This window comes from Kitasatospora sp. NPDC058190 (genome assembly GCF_042883685.1).
In the GTDB taxonomy this organism is placed as follows: domain Bacteria; phylum Actinomycetota; class Actinomycetes; order Streptomycetales; family Streptomycetaceae; genus Kitasatospora.
Genome location: NZ_JBHVVI010000001.1, coordinates 18,315 through 34,033, shown reverse-complemented (window position 1 = coordinate 34,033; position 15,719 = coordinate 18,315). Strand labels below are relative to the sequence as shown.

General features: G+C 70.7%; 13 protein-coding genes. 5 read left to right on the top strand and 8 right to left on the bottom strand.

What is annotated here, in order from left to right:
- The first annotated feature begins 296 nt into the window (after nucleotides 1-296).
- Nucleotides 297-1,496, top strand: coding sequence for a mannose-6-phosphate isomerase, class I (gene manA, locus ACFVWU_RS00130; protein WP_387613299.1), 1,200 nt, complete (start codon nucleotides 297-299; stop codon nucleotides 1,494-1,496).
- Between the two features lie 72 nt (nucleotides 1,497-1,568).
- On the opposite strand, the gene ACFVWU_RS00125 is transcribed toward manA, so the two are convergent.
- Both ACFVWU_RS00125 and dnaB read right to left on the bottom strand, forming a co-directional pair.
- Complete coding sequence (locus ACFVWU_RS00125; RefSeq protein WP_387613296.1) at nucleotides 1,569-2,951, bottom strand: acyltransferase family protein; 1,383 nt, start codon at nucleotides 2,949-2,951, stop codon at nucleotides 1,569-1,571.
- 69 nt (nucleotides 2,952-3,020) lie between these two features.
- Nucleotides 3,021-4,616 carry a replicative DNA helicase gene (gene dnaB, locus ACFVWU_RS00120; RefSeq protein ID WP_387613293.1) on the bottom strand — a complete coding sequence of 532 codons (1,596 nt, stop codon included), beginning with the start codon at nucleotides 4,614-4,616 and terminating at the stop codon, nucleotides 3,021-3,023.
- A gap of 452 nt (nucleotides 4,617-5,068) precedes the next feature.
- Between dnaB and ACFVWU_RS00115 the strand changes: the two genes are divergently transcribed.
- Complete coding sequence (locus tag ACFVWU_RS00115; protein WP_387613291.1) at nucleotides 5,069-6,403, top strand: MATE family efflux transporter; 1,335 nt, start codon at nucleotides 5,069-5,071, stop codon at nucleotides 6,401-6,403.
- 76 nt (nucleotides 6,404-6,479) lie between these two features.
- Here the strand turns inward: ACFVWU_RS00115 and rplI are convergent, their stop codons facing one another.
- The 4 genes from rplI to rpsF form a co-directional block, all read right to left on the bottom strand.
- Entirely contained in the window at nucleotides 6,480-6,926 is a 447-nt protein-coding gene (gene rplI, locus ACFVWU_RS00110; protein WP_270145722.1) for a 50S ribosomal protein L9, read from the bottom strand.
- A gap of 17 nt (nucleotides 6,927-6,943) precedes the next feature.
- Nucleotides 6,944-7,180 carry a 30S ribosomal protein S18 gene (gene rpsR, locus ACFVWU_RS00105; protein WP_030059640.1) on the bottom strand — a complete coding sequence of 79 codons (237 nt, stop codon included), beginning with the start codon at nucleotides 7,178-7,180 and terminating at the stop codon, nucleotides 6,944-6,946.
- Nucleotides 7,181-7,259: 79 nt separating this feature from the next.
- Nucleotides 7,260-7,859 (bottom strand): single-stranded DNA-binding protein, encoded by a 600-nt coding sequence (locus ACFVWU_RS00100; RefSeq protein ID WP_387613286.1) that lies wholly within the window; start codon nucleotides 7,857-7,859, stop codon nucleotides 7,260-7,262.
- Between the two features lie 96 nt (nucleotides 7,860-7,955).
- Nucleotides 7,956-8,246 (bottom strand): 30S ribosomal protein S6, encoded by a 291-nt coding sequence (gene rpsF, locus ACFVWU_RS00095; protein WP_030233085.1) that lies wholly within the window; start codon nucleotides 8,244-8,246, stop codon nucleotides 7,956-7,958.
- A 319-nt stretch (nucleotides 8,247-8,565) separates the two neighbouring features.
- Between rpsF and ACFVWU_RS00090 the strand changes: the two genes are divergently transcribed.
- The 3 genes from ACFVWU_RS00090 (at nucleotide 8,566) to ACFVWU_RS00080 (ending at nucleotide 11,201) form a co-directional block, all read left to right on the top strand.
- On the top strand, nucleotides 8,566-8,865 hold the full coding sequence (locus ACFVWU_RS00090) for a hypothetical protein (protein ID WP_387613283.1): 300 nt from the start codon (nucleotides 8,566-8,568) through the stop codon (nucleotides 8,863-8,865).
- 169 nt (nucleotides 8,866-9,034) lie between these two features.
- Nucleotides 9,035-10,153, top strand: coding sequence for a lipid II:glycine glycyltransferase FemX (locus ACFVWU_RS00085; RefSeq protein ID WP_387613280.1), 1,119 nt, complete (start codon nucleotides 9,035-9,037; stop codon nucleotides 10,151-10,153).
- A gap of 13 nt (nucleotides 10,154-10,166) precedes the next feature.
- Nucleotides 10,167-11,201 (top strand): alanine racemase, encoded by a 1,035-nt coding sequence (locus ACFVWU_RS00080; protein WP_387613277.1) that lies wholly within the window; start codon nucleotides 10,167-10,169, stop codon nucleotides 11,199-11,201.
- Nucleotides 11,202-11,377: 176 nt separating this feature from the next.
- On the opposite strand, the gene ACFVWU_RS00075 is transcribed toward ACFVWU_RS00080, so the two are convergent.
- The gene (locus ACFVWU_RS00075; protein ID WP_387613275.1) at nucleotides 11,378-12,955 is read right to left on the bottom strand and encodes a glycosyltransferase family 87 protein; all 1,578 of its coding nucleotides are present in this window, start codon (nucleotides 12,953-12,955) and stop codon (nucleotides 11,378-11,380) included.
- 172 nt (nucleotides 12,956-13,127) lie between these two features.
- Nucleotides 13,128-15,590, bottom strand: a complete 2,463-nt coding sequence (locus tag ACFVWU_RS00070; protein ID WP_387613272.1) for a transglycosylase domain-containing protein — start codon at nucleotides 15,588-15,590, stop codon at nucleotides 13,128-13,130.
- Nucleotides 15,591-15,719: the final 129 nt, after the last annotated feature.

The window sequence follows — 15,719 nt, the reverse complement described above, 5'->3', positions numbered from 1 at the left end:
AGAACACCGTCGCCCGCACTCTGGAACGCGGTCCCGCCGACAGCCCGCCGACGGGGTTGACCACGGTGGAGAATGCTGTGCGGGGCTGGGACTACTGCGTCCTGGCATCCTACTACCGCGCCCGGGAACCACCGGTCCGACCATGGCACTCCCACCGGATGACCACCGTTTCCCCGTGGGTCCGGCAGGTGGGCTAGGGTCGATGCCCTTGCCCGTGCCCGGACTCCCCGCACCGCCGGGCCCGCCCCGGCGATCCGGCAGACCCGCCCAGACAGCGAAGGAGTAGGACCGCGCGCATGGACAGGCTCGTCAACACCGTCCGCCCGTATGCCTGGGGGTCGCTCACGGCCCTGCCCGAGCTGCTGGGGCAGCAGCCGACCGGCGAACCGCAGGCCGAGCTGTGGATGGGCGCCCACCCCGGCGACCCGTCCCGCGCCGACCGCGGCGAGGGGCCGCGGCGGCTGGACGAACTGATCGCGGCCGACCCCGAGGGCGAGCTCGGCCCGGCGAGCGTGGCCAGGTTCGGCCCGACCCTGCCGTTCCTGTTCAAGGTCCTCACCGCGGGCACCCCGCTGTCCATCCAGGCGCACCCCACGCTGGACCAGGCCAAGGCCGGCTTCGCCGCCGAGAACGCCCTCGGGATACCGCTGGACGCCCCCGAGCGCAGCTACCGCGACGACAACCACAAGCCCGAAATGATCTGCGCGCTGGGCGAGTTCGAGGGCCTGTGCGGCTTCCGCCGGCCCGCCGAGGCGGCCGAGCTGATGGCCGGGCTCTCGGTGCCCGGGCACGACGCGCTGATCGACCTGCTGTCCGCCGAGGACGAGGCCGAGGCGCTGCGCGGAGCCCTGGCCGCCGTCCTCACCATGGACGACCGGACCGCCGAGCGGATCGCCCGGGAGACCGCCCGGGCGCTGGTGGAGGGCGACGACGGCGACCCGGACTGGGACTACGCCCCGTACGCCAGGATCGCCGAGGACTTCCCGGAGGACCGCGGCCTGATCACCGCCTTCCTGCTCAACCACTTCCGGCTGCGCGCCGGCGAGGCGCTCTACCTGGGCGCCGGGGTGCCGCACGCCTACCTGTCCGGCGCCTGCGTCGAACTGCAGGCCAACTCGGACAACGTGCTGCGGGCCGGTCTCACCCCCAAGCACATCGACGTGCCGGAGCTGCTGAAGGTCGTGGTCTTCGAGCCCGGCGCAGCCCGGATCGTCCGTCCCGTCCCCGTCGCGGCGACTCCCGGCGAGCAGCTCTACCCCGTCCCGATCGACGAGTTCCGGCTCTCCCGCTTCGAGCTGGACGGCGTCGAGCGCGAGATCGACGGCCGCACCCCGCAGATCCTGCTCTGCACCGAGGGCGCGGTGCGGCTCACCGCCACCGACGGCACCGCCCTGGACCTCGCCCGCGGCCAGTCGGCCTTCCTCCCGGCCACCGGCGCCCCGACCCGCCTCGCCGGCACCGGCAGCACGCTCTTCCGCGCCACCGTCAGCATCTGACCCGGCACCCCGGACCGACGCGAAGGGCCCGCACCCCGGGGTGCGGGCCCTTCGATGTCCGTGGCGAGCCGCTCAGCCGCTGCGCGAACCCGACTCGGCCGGGACCTTCGGCTCGGTCGGAGCCGCCGGGGCCGGTACGCCCTGGGCCGGTGCCGCGGGCGCGGGCTGGGCCGGCGGTGCCGGCAGGACCCGTTCGAGCGTCTTCAGCGCCTTCCGGCCGAGCTTCTGGAACGGCAGTTCCACCAGCCGGTACATCAGGTAGGCGGCCACCAGCGACACCGACAGGAACTCGGCCGTCCAGAGCACCTTGGCCCCCGTCGCGGTGGGTCGCGGCGGGACGCCGACCATCGGGCCGATCGTGTGCAGCAGGTGGAGGTGCAGCAGGTACAGCGAGAAGCTCACCGCGCCGAGCCAGGTCAGCACCTTCGGGAAGCGCCGCTTGCGCAGCGCCATCGCACCGAGGAAGGTCGCCCAGGCCCCGGTGTAGGACAGGCACCACGCGACCCAGCCCGAGGTCCAGGTGGAGTTCTCCATGCCGTTGCGGTTGTACATCCACCCGATGGCCACGCCGGAGACCACCACGAAACCGCAGACCAGCCAGGCCTGCGTCCGGTCGATCTGCCCGTGCTCGGCCCGGTAGAGCACCGTGCCGGCGAACATCGTCGCGAAGATCGTCAGGGTCTCGAAACCGGGCGCCCGGCTGTTGGTGAACAGCAGCACGGCGCCCAGGGCGCCCACCAGCAGGCCGCCGATCCGGGTCAGCGCCGGGTTGCCGCTGAGCATGCAGACGAAGCCCATCAGCACGATCAGCGCCGCCGCCAGCACCAGGTGCCGGGTGGAGTCGACGTCGTGGCCGAAGACATCGGCGACCAGCGTGCCGCCGAACAGCAGGCCCACCGCGGCGAAGCCCACCGCGAACACGCTGCTGCGCTTGTGCCAGCCCAGCGTGAACAGACCGGTGACCAGGAAGTAGAAGACCATCTCGTAGGTCAGGGTCCAGGTCACGCCCATGCCGTTCACCACGTTCAGCATGTCCTGGAGCATGGTGGCGTTGGCCGTCAGCGAGATGAGGTCGTGGCCGGTCCGGAACAGCGCGACCGAGCCGTCCCCCTTGGGCAGGATCGCGATGGCCACCACGTAGGTGGCGATCAGCGCCGGGTAGATCCGGAAGAGGCGCCCCACCCAGAACGCCCGCACGTCACCCCGGCGCTCCAGCGAGGCCGGGATGATGTAGCCGCTGACCAGGAAGAACACCATCACCCCGTACAGGCCGAGGTCGAAGTGCGCCCAGACCGCCCCGCCGAACGGCAGCAGTTCGAGGATGCCGAAGTGGTGCAGCGCCACCACCAGTGCGGCCAGCCCGCGCAGCGCGTCGAGCCAGCCCAGTCTGGACCCCGCGGCCGGGGCGTTCTCGGCACCGCGCCTGCCAGGCGGCCACAGTCGTCTCTGCCTCATCGCAGGGACAGTAGCCCATCGCGGCGTCGTTTCCACCACGGGAGCTCCGCGTACGACTGACCGATGGGCTCAGTCCCTGGTCATGTCGACGAAGCGCGAGTAGTGGCCCTGGAAGGCCACGGTGATGGTGGCGGTCGGACCGTTACGGTGCTTGGCGACGATCAGGTCGGCCTCGCCCGCGCGCGGGGACTCCTTCTCGTACGCGTCCTCGCGGTGCAGCAGGATGACCATGTCGGCGTCCTGCTCGATGGAGCCGGACTCACGCAGGTCCGAGACCATCGGCCGCTTGTCGGTGCGCTGCTCGGGACCACGGTTCAGCTGCGAGAGCGCGATGACCGGGACTTCCAGCTCCTTGGCCAGCAGCTTGAGGTTACGGGACATGTCCGAGACCTCCTGCTGGCGGTTCTCGGCCCGGCGGGAGCCGCCGGACTGCATGAGCTGGAGGTAGTCGATCACGATCAGCTTGATGTCGTTGCGCTGCTTGAGCCGGCGGCACTTGGCACGGATCTCCATCATCGACAGGTTCGGCGAGTCGTCGATGAACAGCGGCGCCTCGCTGACGTCGGGCATCCGGCGGGCGACCCGGGTCCAGTCGTCGTCCGTCATGTTCCCGGAGCGCATGTGGTGCAGCGCGACCCGGGCCTCGGCGGAGAGCAGACGCATGGCGATCTCGTTGCGGCCCATTTCGAGCGAGAAGATCACGCTCGGCAGCTTGTGGTGGATCGAGCAGGCGCGGGCGAAGTCCAGCGCCAGGGTGGACTTACCCATGGCGGGGCGGGCCGCGATGACGATCATCTGACCGGGGTGCAGGCCGTTGGTGAGCTGGTCGAAGTCGGCGAAGCCGGTGGGCACGCCGGACATCTGGCCCTGCCGGGAGCCGATCGCCTCGATCTCGTCGAGGGCGCCCTCCATGATGTCGGCCAGCGGCGCGTAGTCCTCGTTGGTGCGCTGCTCGGTGACGGCGTAGATCTCCGCCTGGGCGGCGTTGACGATCTCGTCCACGTCGCCCTCGGCCGCGTAGCCCATGCCGGCGATCCGGGTGCCGGCCTCGACCAGGCGGCGCAGCACGGCCCGCTCGTGGACGATCTGGGCGTAGTACTCGGCGTTGGCCGCGGTCGGGACGGAGTTGACCAGGGTGTGCAGGTAGGAGGCGCCGCCGACGCGCTGCAGTTCGCCGCGCTTGGTCAGCTCGCCGGCCACGGTGATCGGGTCGGCCGGCTCGCCGCGGGCGTAGAGGTCGAGGATCGCGCCGTGGACCATCTCGTGCGCAGGCCGGTAGTAGTCGGCCGGCTTGAGCACCTCGACGACGTCGGCGATGGCGTCCTTGGACAGCAGCATGCCGCCCAGGACGGACTGCTCGGCGGCGAGGTCCTGCGGGGGGACGCGCTCGAAGCCGTCGACGCCGCCCTGGCCCTCGTCCTCGCGGCGGTCGCGGTCGTCCCGGCGGTCACCCTTCTTGAAGCCACCGCCCTTGCGGAAACCCTCGCCCCGGCCGCCACCCTGGCCGCCCTGACCGCCGCGGTTGCGGGAGACCGGGAGCCGGTCGCCGGGGCCGTCCGGGAAGGGGGCGTCGTCGAAGGCGCCGACCGGGAAGGGATCCTCGGCGGTCTGCCAGTCCTCCTCCGGCGGCGGGGCGTCGTGGTCGTCGTACTGGGGGCCGGTCACGCGTGTTCCCCGATCAGCGAGTGGTGCGAGTTGGAGCGGGCCTTGCCGGTGGCTGGGTGGAGCGGATCCGCTCCTCTTTGTACGCCACGGCACCGACAAATCGGACGCCGAGGCGGGCGGGAGTGTCGGGCGGAGAGCCCACGCTAAGGCGCCGGGAGCCCTTGCGCCAAGGCGGTTATCCACAGGGGGTGTGGACGAGTGGCCCCGGGCTGTGGAGAACTGCCGCAAAGCTGTGGACACCCCTGTGGAAGCTCCTGTGGATAACCGGACGATCGATCCACCGTCAACCGGCTGACCTGCGATTACCTCTTGCCGGGCCTGTGCATGAGAAATTCTTCACACACCTCCGAACGGCTGTGGGCGCACAGCGGACGGAGCTCGTCGCTCAAGGTATCGAGTAATGACCCAAAGCGCCTAGCAGTCGTTACCTGTGGATGAGTACCCTGGAGCCCATGACCGCCGCCCCCACCGAGCCCTCCATACGCCGACACGACCGCGAGATCCTCGCCCTGGCGATCCCGGCCTTCGGCGCGCTGGTCGCCGAGCCGCTGTTCCTGATGGCCGACTCGGCGATCGTCGGCCACCTCGGCACCCCCCAGCTCGCCGGGGTCGGCGTCGCCTCCGCCGCGCTCACCACCGCGACCGGCGCGTTCGTCTTCCTCGCCTACGCCACCACCGCCGCGGTGGCCCGCCGGATCGGCGCCGGGGACCGCCGGGGCGCCGTCCAGCAGGGCGTCGACGGCCTCTGGCTCGCCCTCGGGCTGGCCGTCCCGGTGGTCCTGCTCACCGTGCTGCTGGCCCCCTGGGTGGCCGACCTCCTGGGCGCCTCGCCGACCGCCGCGCCGTACGCGGTGACGTACCTGCGGATCAGTTCCCTGGGCATCCCGGCGATGCTGCTGGTGATGGCCGCCACCGGTGTGCTGCGCGGGCTCCAGGACACCCGCACACCGCTGCTGGTGGCGGTCGCGGGCTTCACCGCCAACCTCGGCCTGAACGTCGGCCTGGTGTACGGCGCCGGGCTCGGGGTGGCCGGCTCGGCCTGGGGCACCGTGCTGGCACAGACCGGGATGGCCGCCGTCTACCTGACCGTGGTGGTGCGCGGCGCCCGCCGCGAGCGGGCCTCGCTACGGCCCGACGCAACGGGCATCCGGGCCAGTGCCAGGGCGGGCGGTCCGCTGCTGGTCCGGACGGTCAGTCTGCGCGGGGTGCTGATGATCGCCACCGCGGTGGCCGCCCGGCTCGGCGACGACCAGGTGGCCGCGCACCAGATCACCATGACGCTGTTCAGCTTCCTGGCCTTCGCGCTGGACGCCATCGCGATCGCCGGGCAGGCCATCATCGGCCGCTACCTGGGCGCCTCGGACGTCACGGGCGCCAAGGCCGCCACCCGGCGGATGGTCCAGTGGGGTGTCGGCTCCGGGGTGGTGCTCGGCCTGCTGGTGGTGCTCGCCCGCCCGCTGTACGTCCCGCTGTTCACGCCCGATCCGTCGGTGCGGGCACAGCTGGACACCGCCCTGCTGCTGCTCGCGCTCAGCCAGCCGGTGGCCGGCCTGGTCTTCGTGCTGGACGGCGTGCTGATGGGCGCCGGCGACGGCCCGTACCTGGCCTGGGCGGCGCTCGCGACCCTGGCGGTCTTCACCCCGGCGGCGGCCGCGGTTCCGGCCAGCGGCACCGGGCTGGCCGGGCTCTGGTGGGCGATGAACCTGTTCATGCTGGTCCGCGCGGTCTTCCTGGCGGCCCGCGCCCGCGGCGGCCGCTGGCTGGTCACCGGCGCCGTCCGGGGTTAGCACCCCGCCCCCGCGAAAACGACCGAGGGCCGGACTCCCCCTGGGGAGTCCGGCCCTCAGGCCACTGCTACGGAACTCAGGCAGCCACGACGGCGACGTCGAGGTTGGCCACGACGTCCGAGTGCAGCTTGACCGAGACCTTGTGGGTGCCCACGGTCTTGATCGGCGAGGCGATCGCGACGGCGCGCTTGTCCACAGCCGGGCCGCCGGCGGCCTTGATGGCCTCGACGACGTCGGACTGGGTCACCGAACCGAACAGACGGCCGGCGTCACCCGAGCGAACGGCCAGCTTGACCTGGACGCCCTCGAGCTTGCCCTTGACCTCGTTGGCGGCCTCGAGGGTCTGGATCTCGTGGATCTTGCGGGCGCGACGGATGGCGTCGACGTCCTTCTGACCACCCTTGGTCCAGCGGATGGCGTAGCCACGCGGGACCAGGTAGTTGCGGGCGTAGCCGTCCTTGACCTCGACGACCTCGCCGGCGGAGCCGAGACCCGGGACCTCGTGCGTGAGGATGATCTTCATTACTCGGTCACCCTCTCTTAGCGCGCGGTGCTGGTGTAGGGCAGCAGCGCCATCTCACGGCTGTTCTTCACGGCCGTGGCGACGTCACGCTGGTGCTGGGTGCAGTTGCCGGTGACCCGGCGGGCACGGATCTTGCCGCGGTCGGAGATGTACTTCCGCAGCAGGTTCGTGTCCTTGTAGTCAACGTAGTTGACCTTGTCCTTGCAGAAGACGCAAACCTTCTTCTTCGGCTTGCGAGCAGGCGGCTTCGCCATGGTGTGCTCCATTTGGGGTTCACGGCCCGGCGGGCGTCCGGGGACGCCGACGGCCGGGCCGCACGAAATCTGTCAGCTCTTAGAACGGGGGCTCTTCCGAGAAGCCGCCACCGGACGGGGCACCCCAGCCGCCGCCCTGGTTGCCGCCGGACGGGGCGCTGGACGCCCACGGGTCGTCGGAGGGGCCGGACTGGCCGCCGCCGGAGTTTCCACCCCAGCCGCCGCCCTGCTGGCCGCCACCGCCGCCCCAACCGCCCTGGCCGCCACCCTGCTGGCCGCCGAAGCCGCCACCAGGACCACCGGGGCCACCGGACCGGTTGGCCCGGGTGACCTTCGCGGTCGCCGAGCGCAGGCTCGGGCCCACCTCGTCGACCTCGACCTCGAAGACCGTCCGCTTCTCGCCTTCCTTGGTCTCGTAAGACCGCTGGCGCAGCCGGCCCTGCACGATGACGCGCATGCCGCGCTGCAGCGACTCAGCCACGTTCTCCGCCGGCTGACGCCAGACGTTGCACGTGAGGAAGAGGCTCTCGCCGTCCTTCCACTCGTTCGTCTGACGGTCGAAGGTGCGGGGGGTGGACGCGATGCGGAACTTCGCGACCGCCGCACCCGACGGGGTGAAACGCAGCTCGGGGTCGTCGACGAGATTGCCGACGAGGGTGATGACGGTCTCGCCTGCCATGGTGGTGATGACCTCTCGGGAAGATGTCCGTTCACCGCTGTTTCACGTGAAACAGCGGACGCGAGCTACCCGAGACCCGAAGGCCTCAGAGGTGGCTCAGTGGGTGTCCGGGCGCAGGACCTTGGTCCGCAGAACCGACTCGCTCAGGCCCATCTGGCGGTCGAGCTCCTTGACGACCTCAGGCGTGGCCTTCAGGTCGATGACCGAGTAGATGCCCTCGGACTGCTTGTTGATCTCGTAAGCCAGACGGCGACGACCCCAGGTGTCGACCTTCTCCACCTTGCCGCCGCCGTTGCGGACGACAGTGAGGAAGTTCTCGATCAGGGGGGAGACAGCGCGCTCCTCGACCGAGGGGTCGAGGATGACCATCACCTCGTAGTGACGCATGAGTAACCCACCTCCTTTGGACTCAGCGGCCACGGTCTCTCCGTGGCAGGAGGGTTGTGCGTAGCGTCGGCACCGGAGCAGTGACGACTCCGGCCCACCGTAGCGGCCGGGTCCGACAGTCGGCCCCCGCTCACCCGAAAGAGGATGTCGCCCGGAAGAGGGCACAAGGGGGCACAACTACACCAGTGCAGACGGCACAGCCTACCTGCACCCGGACGGCCGAACAAAACGCATAGGGGTTGTGAGAGCGACCCAACCGCCGCAATCTGGACGGAACGGGATTCCTGCCCGTTCGTCTCCACGCCAGGAGGTGGGACTCATGGCCCAGTCCGTCCACCGCATGCCCGCGCTCACGCTGAACACCGACGGCCACCCGCACCCCCGCGAGAACACCCTGGTGGCACTGACCGCCGTGCTGGGCGTGATCGCCTTCACCACCTCGTTCTTCCACAACCTGCACGTGCTGACCTCGTGGACCGGCCTGGCCGGGATCGCCACGGGGCTCTGGGGCATGTACGTCTCGGTCACCACCGCCGAGCGCTTCGTCCTGATGATCACGCTCGGCGCCTCCGCGATCGGCTTCTACCTCGGCATCGCCCGCGGCGGTCTGGTGGGCTGAGCCGGCGGGCCCACGGAACCCTCGGCGCCCCCGTCGCGTATCTGCAAGAAGACAGGTACGCGACGGGGGCTCCGTCGTGCCCGCACCGGCGGGCCCCCGGGCCCCGGACGATAGGGTCACCCCGAGAACCTGGGGCCACCGCAGCCCGACCGACGAGGAGCACCGAGCAATGAGCCTTCGCCTGAGGACGATCACCCGCGAGGAGCACCTCGCCTTCATCAGGAGCCGTGCCTCGGCCAGCCACATGCAGGTGCCGTCCTGGGGCGACGTGAAGGCCGAGTGGCGCTCCGAGTCGATCGGCTGGTTCGACGAGCACAACCAGCTGGTCGGCGCCGGCCTGGTGCTCTACCGCCAGCTGCCCAAGGTCAAGCGCTACCTCGCCTACCTGCCCGAGGGCCCGGTCATCGACTGGTTCGACCGCGACCTCGACCGCTGGCTCTCCCCGATGCTGGCGCACCTGAAGTCGCAGGGCGCGTTCTCGGTGAAAATGGGCCCGCCGATCGTCATCCGCCGCTGGAACGCCCCCACCATCAAGGAGGCCATCGCCGCCAAGCAGGCCAAGCGCCTGCGCGACGTCGAGGCCGACTGGTACGAGGCGCGCGCCTTCGAGGTGGCCGACCGGCTGCGCAAGGCCGGCTGGCTGCAGGGCGAGGACGGCGGCGCCGGTTTCGGCGACGTCCAGCCGCGCTACGTCTTCCAGGTGCCGCTGGCCAACCGCTCGCTGGACGACATCCACAAGAACTTCAACCAGCTCTGGCGCCGCAACATCAAGAAGGCCGAGAAGAGCGGCGTCGAGGTGTACCAGGGCGGCTACGACGAGCTGCCGATCTTCCACCAGCTCTACCTGGTGACCGCCGAGCGCGACAAGTTCACCCCGCGCCCGCTGTCCTACTTCCAGCGGATGTGGAAGGCCCTCACCGCCGAGGACCAGAACCGGATGCGGCTCTACATCGCCTACCACGAGGGCGAACCGCTGGCCGCGACCACGATGCTGGTGGTCGGCGAGCACGTCTGGTACTCCTACGGCGCCTCGGCCAACCACAAGCGCGAGGTCAAGCCGTCCAACGCGATCCAGTGGCGGATGATGCGCGACGCCTACGCCCTCGGCGGCGGCGTGTACGACCTGCGCGGAATCAGTGACACCCTGGACGAGAACGACCACCTGTTCGGTCTGATCCAGTTCAAGGTCGGCACCGGCGGCCAGGCGGCCGAGTACCTCGGCGAGTGGGACTTCCCGCTGAACAAGCTGCTGCACAAGGCCCTCGACCTCTACATGTCCCGCCGCTGAGGAGGCTGCCCCGATGACGCTGTCGCTCTACCTCGACACCGAACGCTGGCGGACCCACCAGCGGTCCGTGCTGGCCGAGTTCCCCGGCCTGGTGCCGGTCGCCAAGGGGAACGGCTACGGCCTCGGCAACCACCGGCTGGCCGAGGAGGCGACGCTGCTCGGCACCGGGGTGCTGGCCGTCGGCACCGCCTACGAGGCGGCCGACGCCGCCGAGTGGTACGGCGGCGAGCTGCTGGTGCTCACCCCGTACCGGATCGGCGAGGAGGTGCTCCCGCTGCCGCACGCCCGGGTGATCCGGACGGTGGCCAGCGTGGACGCGCTGCGCGCGCTGCACGGCGCCCGAGTGGTGCTGGAGTGCATGACCACCATGCGCCGGCACGGCGTGAGCGCGGCCGACCTGCGGACGGTGGCCGGCGAGCTGGACGGGGTCTCCTTCGAGGGCCTGGCGCTGCACCTGCCGATGGACCGGCCGGACGGCTCCAGCCCGATCGAGGAGGTCGCGTACTGGGTGGACACCGCCAAGGCGGCCGGCATCCCGGTGCACACCGTCTTCGTCAGCCACCTCGGCGCGGCCGGCATGGACCAGCTGACCCAGCGTTACCCGGGCACCGTCTTCCGGGCCCGGATCGGCACCCGGCTCTGGCTGGGCGACCACGCCGCGCTGGAGGTCCGGGCCACGGTGCTGGACGTCACCCCGCTGAAGAAGGGCGACCGCTACGGCTACCGCCAGCACCCGGCGCCCTCCGACGGCCACATCCTGGTGGTCGCCGGCGGCACCGCGCACGGCATCGGCCTGGAGGCGCCCAAGTACGTGGCGAGCATGGGTGCGCGCGCCAAGGGCATCGCCCGGGCCGGTCTGGCGACCGTCAACAAGACCAAGTCGCCGTTCCACTGGGCCGGCAAGCAGCTCTGGTTCGCCGAGCCGCCGCACATGCAGGTCTCGCTGCTGTTCCTGGACGGGGAGACCGCGCCCCCCGCGATCGGCGAGGAGCTGGGCCTCCAGGTCCGGCACACCACCACGCACTTCGACCGCGTGGTGGACCGCTGAGCACACGCCCCTTTTTGGGGCTCGGCTCGCCTCCGGGCCGCTCCGACCCGGTGCCGACGGTCGGCGCTCCGGCGCTCGTGCCTCGCTGGTCGCTTCTCCCTTTCGGCACCGGCGCGGCCCTTCGGCTCGCTCGCGGTCTTACGGCTCGTTCGCGGCCCTTCAGGTCGTTCACGGTCTTACGGCTTCTCGACCGGCTCCGGCAGTCCGGGCTCCTTGAGCCACTGTTCGGAGCCGGTCGGCGCGTAGGCGGCGTAGCTCTCCTCCTCGTGCAGCCGCCGGGCGGCGCCCAGCACGAACACGTCCGGGGCACGGTCGAGCACCCCGCCGGAGGGGTCGTCGCTGCCGTCCCAGCGGACCGGGTCGCGGTCCGCGTGCAGGGCGTCGCGGACCACCAGCACGCCCAGGTAGAGCGTGCCGAGCAGGTGCAGCACGATCGCGAAGTGGTACCAGGGCTCGCCGATCCCGTGCTGCTTGGGCCCGGTCACGAAGCCCAGGTGGGACCAGATCCCCAGGGTGTACAGCACCTCGCAGGCCTGCCAGATCAGGATGTCCCGCCAGCGCGGCCGGGCCAGCGCCGCGAGCGGCAGCAGCCAGAGCGCGTACTGCGGCGAGTACACCTTGTTGACCAGCACGAACAGCGCGACCACCAGGAAGGCCAGCTGCGCGAGGCGCGGCCGGCGGGGCGCCGAGAGGCCCAGCCACGCTATGGCCGCGCAGCCCAGCAGCATCAGCACCCCGATGTAGAGGTCGAGGTCGGCCAGCCCGACGCCGCGGTTCTGCATCAGGATCAGCCAGAACGAGCCGTAGTCCTCGCCGCGGTGCTTGCTGAAGACGTAGAAGGTCGACCAGCCCTGCCAGTTGGCCAGCATGATCGGCAGGTTGACCACCAGCCAGGCGCCCACCGCGCCGCCCAGCATCACCCGGAACTCGCGCCACTTCCCGGCCCGCCAGCAGAGCACCAGCAGCGGGCCGATCAGCAGCAGCGGGTAGAGCTTGGCGGCGGTCGCCAGGCCGATGAACACCCCGGCCCAGCCCGGCCGGGAGCGCGCCCACCAGGCCATCGCCACGGCGGCCAGGGCGACCGCGAGCAGGTCCCAGTTGACCGTGCCGTTCAGCAGCAGGACGGGCGAGAGCCCGAACAGCAGGGCGTCCCAGGGGCGGCGGCGGTGGGTGCGCGAGAGCGCCACCACGGCGACCACCGCGCAGGCCATCAGCATCCCGGCGTTGATCGCCCAGAACCACTGCTCCTGGCTCTGCTGGTCGCCGCCGCCGGGCGTCAGCCAGGCCGCGACCTGCATGAACAGACCGGTCAGCACCGGGTACTCGAGGTACTGGAGGTCCCCCGAGCTGCCCGGGATGCGGTCCACGTACGGGTGCAGCCCGGCCGCGAAGCCGCGACCGGAGAACAGGTGCGGGATGTCGCTGTAGCAGGCGTGGATGTACTGCGGCGAGCCCGGCTGGAACCAGGCCTGCTGGTAGCAGGGCAGGTTGTGCACCATGCCGAGCGCCGAGACCACGATCACCACCAGCGCCAGGAAGCGCGCCGGGATCCACCAGGAGACACCGAGCAGCGCCCGGCGGCCGGGCGGGCCGCCGAACACCTCGCTGCCGGCCGCCGCCACCCGGTCCTCGTCGGCCGGGACGACCACGGTGTTGGCCGGCGGCGCGGCCGTGGCGACGGCTGCCGGGGTGGGCCCTGCGGCGGCGCCGGGCCCGTGCGGGCCCGCGGTTTCGTCACGATCGCTCGACGTCATGCCGGACATCCTGCCGCACCGCAGGCGCCGGGACGAGGAGGACCCCGCGGTGGCCCCGGCGGTACGGGTGGTACGCAGGGGGCGCGGACGGCGAAAGGTGACGAAACGGCGGTGGCGGCCCTCCGAGGAGGACCGCCACCGCCGTTTCGGCGTCTCACCGACCAGCCGCGCCCTACGGGGTGGTCGTACTGCTCGGAGTCGGCTTGCCACCGCCGGTCGGCTTGCCACTGCCGCCACCGCTGCCGCCACCCGGCGGGTTGGTGTCGGTCGGCGTCGGTGTCGTGCAGCCCAACAGGCCGCAGGTGGGCGTCGGCGGCTTCGGCTGGTGGGTCGGGGTCTGGGTCGGCTGGCAGTCCACACCCGGCACACAGCCCCCGCCCTGGGTGGGCTGCGGCGGCTGCGGCTGGGTCGGCTGCGCCTGGGTCGGCTGCGCCGGGGCCGACGGGGTCTCCGTCGCGGTCTGGGTCGGGGTCTGGGTCGGCGTGGCCGTGGCCGTGGACGGCGCACCGGAGGAGTCCACCTCGGTGCCGACCGGCTGCGGGTTCGGGAAGTCCATCTTCTTCTCGTTGGCCAGCGCGGCCTTCATGTACCGGGTGAAGACGTCCGTCGGGATGTCACCACCGTGGATGGACTCCTTGCCGCCGGTGCCGTTCAGCGAGAGCCGGTCGTGCTTGTTCGGGTCCTCGCGCCACATCGCGACGCTGGTCACCAGCTGCGGGGTGTAGCCGACCCACCAGGCCGACTTGTTCTGGTCGGTGGTACCGGTCTTGCCGGCCACCGGGCGGCCCAGCGTGTTGGTCTTGGTGCCGGTACCGTTCTTCGCCACGTTCACCAGCACGTCGGTGACGTTGTCGGCGACGGCCGGCTCCAGGGCGACCTTGGTGTCCTTCTTGCCGAAGCCCGGGCGCTCCTTGCCGTCCACCTCGACCTTGGTGGCCGAGTAGGGCTCGGCCTCCTTGCCGCTGGCCGCGAGGGTGCCGTAGGCGGTGGCCATCCGGATCGGGCTGATGGTGGAGGTGCCGAGCGGGAAGGTCGGGGTCTTCGGGTCGGCCAGGCTGTCCTTCTTGATGCCCATCTGCACCGCGATGTCGGCCACGTTCTGGCCGCCGACGTCCTGGTTCAGCTGGACGAAGGGCACGTTGTACGAGAACTGCATGGCCTGGCGCAGCGAGACGTAGCCGCGCTTGCCGGCGTCCTCGTTCTTCTGCCGGTAGGGCTTGCCGTCGTCGCCGATCACCAGCGAACCGTCCGGCTTGCGGATCTCGGACAGGTCGTCGGAGAGGTAGCGGCTGTCCGCGTTGATCCGCTTCGGCTTGCCGTCGTCGCCCTTCGCGGTCTGCACGCCGACCTGCATCGCGGTGGCCAGCACGAAGGGCTTGAAGGTCGAACCGACCTGGACGCCCGTCGCGTTGGCGTTGTTGTCGAAGTGGCCGTTCTCCACGCCGTCACCGCCGTAGATGGCGACCATCGCACCGTCGCCGGGGCGGATGCTGGCCGCGCCGAACTGGATGAAGGTGTCGTTGTCGGGCCGCTTCTGCGGGTTGAGGTTCTCCGCCTTGACGTCGTCGACCGCCTTCTTCAGGGCGTCGACCTTGTCCTTCTCGAAGGTGGTGTAGATCTTCAGGCCGCCCTTGTCGATCATCTGCTGGGTGATCGACTTGTCGGTGGACATCACGTACTGGTTGACGGTGTCGACCAGGTAGCTGATCTCACCGTTCATGTTGGAGCTGGGCTTCTGCTGGATCGGCTCGGGGAACGTGGTGCACTTGGCCCGCTCCTCCGGGGTGGTGTTGTGGGTGATCACCATCCGGTCCAGGATCCACTTCCAGCGATCCACGGCACGGTCGTGGTTGGCGGGCTTGGAGGGGTCGTAGTAGTTCGCGCCCTTCAGCAGTCCGGCCAGCATCGCGCTCTGGCAGAGGTTCAGGTCCTTGGCGTTGACGCCGTAGTACGCCTGGGCGGCGGCCTGCGCGCCGTTGGCGTTGCGGCCGAACCAGCTGGTGTTGAGGTAGCCCTTGAGGATGTCGTCCTTGCTCGTCTGCTGATTGATCTTCAGCGTGATGAAGAACTCCTTCAGCTTGCGGCTGAGGGTCTGCTCCTGGCTCAGGTAGGCGTTCTTGACGTACTGCTGGGTGATCGTCGAGGCACCCTGGGTCTCCCCGCCCTTCGCCATGTTGTAGACGGCGCGCAGCATGCCCTTGGGGTCGATGCCGCTGTCGGTGCGGAAGGTCTCGTTCTCCGCCGAGATGACGGCGTTCTGCAGGTTGGGGCTGATGTCGCTGAGCTCGACGATCTGGCGGTTGGTGTCGCCCTTGCGGGTCATCTCACTGCCGTCGGCCCAGTAGTAGATCGTGTTCTGCTCCTTCACCAGGTCCTTGAGCTGCGGGACCGTCGTGGTCTGGTAGAGGTAGAACACGATGCCCACGCCGGTGGCGAAGAAGAGCAGGAAGGCGCTCAGCCACTGCTTCCAGGACGGCAGCCAACGCCGGACGCCGGTCTTGCCCCACCGGGGGTAGTCGATGAAGCGCTTCTTGCCGGGGCCGGCGGCCGCGGCGGCGGAAGCGGCGGCGGCATCCCGTCGGCCGCCCCCCTTGCCCTTCTTCTGCGCGGCCTTGCGCATCTCGGCACGGCCCATCCGGGGCTGCTGAGCGGTCTCCCGGACGCCGGGCGGGCGTCGACGGCCGAGCCCTTCCGAGCTCAGCTCGTCGGGACCGGGTCCACCCCGACGGCCACCGCCTCCCGGGGGCTGCTGCCCGTCACCGCC

Excerpts from the sequence above, each read along its gene's own strand:
- ACFVWU_RS00085 (WP_387613280.1), top strand. The coding sequence starts at position 9,035 with ATGAGCCTTCGCCTGAGGACGATCACCCGCGAGGAGCACCTCGCCTTC.
- ACFVWU_RS00125 (WP_387613296.1), bottom strand. The coding sequence starts at position 2,951 with ATGAGGCAGAGACGACTGTGGCCGCCTGGCAGGCGCGGTGCCGAGAAC.
- ACFVWU_RS00100 (WP_387613286.1), bottom strand. The coding sequence starts at position 7,859 with ATGGCAGGCGAGACCGTCATCACCCTCGTCGGCAATCTCGTCGACGAC.
- rpsR (WP_030059640.1), bottom strand. The coding sequence starts at position 7,180 with ATGGCGAAGCCGCCTGCTCGCAAGCCGAAGAAGAAGGTTTGCGTCTTC.
- ACFVWU_RS00115 (WP_387613291.1), top strand. The coding sequence starts at position 5,069 with ATGACCGCCGCCCCCACCGAGCCCTCCATACGCCGACACGACCGCGAG.
- ACFVWU_RS00070 (WP_387613272.1), bottom strand. The coding sequence starts at position 15,590 with ATGGGCCGTGCCGAGATGCGCAAGGCCGCGCAGAAGAAGGGCAAGGGG.
- rplI (WP_270145722.1), bottom strand. The coding sequence starts at position 6,926 with ATGAAGATCATCCTCACGCACGAGGTCCCGGGTCTCGGCTCCGCCGGC.
- manA (WP_387613299.1), top strand. The coding sequence starts at position 297 with ATGGACAGGCTCGTCAACACCGTCCGCCCGTATGCCTGGGGGTCGCTC.
- ACFVWU_RS00090 (WP_387613283.1), top strand. The coding sequence starts at position 8,566 with ATGGCCCAGTCCGTCCACCGCATGCCCGCGCTCACGCTGAACACCGAC.
- rpsF (WP_030233085.1), bottom strand. The coding sequence starts at position 8,246 with ATGCGTCACTACGAGGTGATGGTCATCCTCGACCCCTCGGTCGAGGAG.
- ACFVWU_RS00080 (WP_387613277.1), top strand. The coding sequence starts at position 10,167 with ATGACGCTGTCGCTCTACCTCGACACCGAACGCTGGCGGACCCACCAG.
- ACFVWU_RS00075 (WP_387613275.1), bottom strand. The coding sequence starts at position 12,955 with ATGACGTCGAGCGATCGTGACGAAACCGCGGGCCCGCACGGGCCCGGC.